General features: G+C 48.1%; 4 protein-coding genes. 1 reads left to right on the top strand and 3 read right to left on the bottom strand.

Annotation, left to right across the window (positions count from 1 at the left end; all coding sequences use genetic code 11):
• Both HOK28_08570 and HOK28_08575 read right to left on the bottom strand, forming a co-directional pair.
• A partial coding sequence (locus HOK28_08570) for a hypothetical protein (GenBank protein ID MBT6433129.1) occupies positions 1-1,297 on the bottom strand: 1,297 nt, incomplete at its 3' end.
• Positions 1,298-1,736: 439 nt separating this feature from the next.
• Positions 1,737-2,021 (bottom strand): hypothetical protein, encoded by a 285-nt coding sequence (locus HOK28_08575; protein ID MBT6433130.1) that lies wholly within the window; start codon positions 2,019-2,021, stop codon positions 1,737-1,739.
• 397 nt (positions 2,022-2,418) lie between these two features.
• Here HOK28_08575 and HOK28_08580 point away from each other — a divergent pair, with 397 nt between their 5' ends.
• Entirely contained in the window at positions 2,419-2,868 is a 450-nt protein-coding gene (locus tag HOK28_08580) for a MarR family transcriptional regulator (GenBank protein MBT6433131.1), read from the top strand.
• A 28-nt stretch (positions 2,869-2,896) separates the two neighbouring features.
• Here the strand turns inward: HOK28_08580 and HOK28_08585 are convergent.
• A partial coding sequence (locus HOK28_08585) for a hypothetical protein (protein MBT6433132.1) occupies positions 2,897-3,163 on the bottom strand: 267 nt, incomplete at its 5' end.

Genomic DNA, 3,163 nt, shown 5'->3' on the forward strand with positions numbered 1-3,163 from the left:
GAACGCGCTTGTCGGAGAAGAAAGGTTTGTCACCGTTCCATCCGATGTAGCTGTAGCCGTAGCTCCAATAAAAGTCGTGCTGGATGGTTCCATCTTGAAAGAGCTTATTCTTGTCGCTCTTTTTCATGACTTGGCGAAAGTTTTGAGCATTGAGCTCGGTAAGGTGAACACCTTGATTGGTTTTTTCAGTAGTCGACTGAGCCGACTTTAAAAGCATCAGTGGGTGCTGAACGTCGTCTTTAACAATTTTGATAAGAACGGTATCGAAGCTGTTGCCACCCATTGGGTACCATGGATCTTTTTCCAGTCGGAGCAGCTCGCCTTGGTTAAACTTGACGAAGCGATAAGGTCCATTGCCCAGTCCGCGTGGGTTGTACCAGTGCTCAGAATAGCGGGTTCCTAAAACGGCTTCTTCAAAGCGCTCGCCATCTTCATCGTACGCGTACATGAATTCAGGCATGGATGAGAACCACTTGGATACTTGGTCGTTCTTGTAGGTCTTGTTTGCAAATTTTACTTGGAAGCTAAAGTCGCCTGTGGCTTTAACTTGCTCCATATCGAGGTCTTTAAAGTAGCTTCGGATAGAGGCTGCGGCGCCAACTTGTGGGTTCATCATCATCTTAATCCAGAAGATGATATCGTGTGCCGTCACTCGGCAGCGGCCTTGAATCCAGTGCCGGTCGGCAGGAAGTTCTGCGTTGGCCAGTTCAGGCAGGTTGGTTTTGAGAAGCTCAGCGGTACGTTTACCAACCGCTTTGCAGCTTTCACCTTGGGTCAGCCATTCGCGGCTTTCGTCGGCTTCGAGGGCAGGATTATGCCAGAAGATATCGGGCCGTACCTGATAGGTATACGTAAGAAAGTCATCGCTGCGGTTAATCGTGGTGGCCAAAGAAGGGCCATACTTAGTGACCTCTTTTTTATGGCGCGCAACCAGCGGCGTCATGTTGTAAGCTTCGATGTTGCTCACATCGACGCTGTTTTCAATCAAATAGTTAAACCCCTTGGGATCGCTGCTCATCAAGAGCTTGAGTGTACCGCCCATGGTGTGATCGGCGGGGAGCCACGGCTCAAGGTCTTTTTGAAGCAGGCCGGTGTCAACGCTGCCGGCCCAAAGCGAGGCGGCTGCAGGGTTGCCATTGCCGGCATCCGTTCCGAGGTCTTGCTTTTTAAGTGCGTTCAACTCTTTGAGCTTAATGGACTCTAAGCTGTTGTTCTGGCTTACATAAACGACACCGATAGTGATTGCGATGAGCAATAAAATCGTGTTTAGCAATCGATGATAAAAACTGCGAACCATGGAGTGTTTCCCCTTGAGCGATTGTCTGGTTTTCACCCGACCCAATAGTCAAGCGCCGTGCTGGTGCTTTATATCTTTGGTTTCGGCGGTGTCCCACACACCAACCTTCGTAACTAGCCATCTTGTTGGCCTTATGAGGCCGCCCAGATGGCAAGCAAGCATCCTGAGAGGCTGTGGTGGGCAAATACAAACAACGCATCTCAGAATTTCGCGATGGTCTATCGCAGATTGTGCAAACAGTCACCCTCAGTTTCACCGAAAGGGAGCTTTCTGTTCAAAAAGTGAGGGGTACTGGAATGACTGACTGGGGATTTGGTAAAAATATGACCTACGAGCCATACGCATCTGGATGAACTGATGGTCTGACGACACACGGAAGGGAGTAAGGAGGATCTGGAAGACTCCAGGTAACCGACGGATTTGGAAATTGAGTGTGTGGTTAGGTCATGTACTCTCTGGGCTTTCTTCGTCGCTCAAGAAGTTCGAGACTGGTTGTTTTGCCTATTGTTTTCAAAATCAATGTACGCCCTCGAAGTTGTTTCTGAGTCTCGGCATCGAGACCGAGCAAAATTTCTTCTCCGTTATAAATAGACTCCGCGAAAGATGTAGACGCTCTAGGGAGTAAGCTTAGGCCCGATTCGCCAATGATCAATTGATAAGTGGTGTTGTCTGGATCGGCTAGATGGCTTTGGATGAATCGTTTTGCTTCTTCAGAGATTAACATAACTGTTCCTTGGGTCTGGGTTGTGCGTTGTTGATTGGGTATCTGCAAACGAAGTGCCATCGAGCAATCTGACTTTATGCATCGATTTTGGAGGGTTGCAGGAACCGCTCGGACTGGCGGGTTTAACTTAAACTAAGTTCACGGATTAACTTATGAATTAATCGATAACCGGTCTCTTATGACTTGATGGTTGGCATGGCTGACCATCGAAGTTTATGGCGCAGCGCGTTGCAGATGTTCCGGGTATTGGTGGGTCAGTGAAGATTTTTTTGTCGTCAGTTTCGACTATTTTAGTCACTTTCGACAGGCACGGGGTTCGGTTAGCGCTGAAATATGGACCTTTTTTTAACTTTTTGAAACATCATTGAATTGGCACCACTCCTGCAAAGTCTCTGGTATGATGACTCAAATTTATAAATTACCTCCCGTTGAAGAAGAAACCCATCCCAGTACTTTTCCGCTTTATGCGGCAGCTAGATTAGTGGTTCAGGCCCACCGACCTTATCTAGACGCTCTGGGAATGACTTACCCGCAGTACCTGATCGTCCAGACGCTTAGAGAGCGCAATGGGCAGAGTGTGACTGAGATAGCAGACGGTCTTTTTTTAGATGCTGGGACCGTAACTCCTATTCTTAAGCGTCTTCAAAGTCGTGGTGTCATTCTTCGAGAACGGTCCAAGAAAGATGAGCGCACCGTTTTAAACTATTTGACCTATGAAGGAGAAAGGCTGGCTTTGGAGTCTTCTGATGTTCCAGTAAAAGCAATGAATCGAGGCCTTATGCGTCAGGATTTGATTGAGCCGTTGTTGAATGAGGCGCGTAGCTTATTGGTTCTGCTTACGGTTTAAGACTCTTGGGCCTTGGCGCTTCAGGTTCCTACTCTATTGTGATGCAGTTGTAAGTTGAAGGCTCTATGTACTTCCAGGTGCGTACCGGTCCTGGGAATTCTTGGCAGACGCCTACAAGCAGCTCATTGAAAAAGCCTTCGCCCGAGCAGTCGAGAATGTTGGGGTAGTTTGTGTAGGTTATTTTATCGGCGTAGCAAACGAGGTCACTCATCGAGGCTTTTGGCGCTACATTGCATGCGTTGGTTGTATCGAGATGAACGGCGCTGTCACTTGGCGGCAATTCAGTACAGTTCTC

The organism is Deltaproteobacteria bacterium, from assembly GCA_018668695.1.
Classification (GTDB): Bacteria; Myxococcota; XYA12-FULL-58-9; order XYA12-FULL-58-9; family JABJBS01; genus JABJBS01.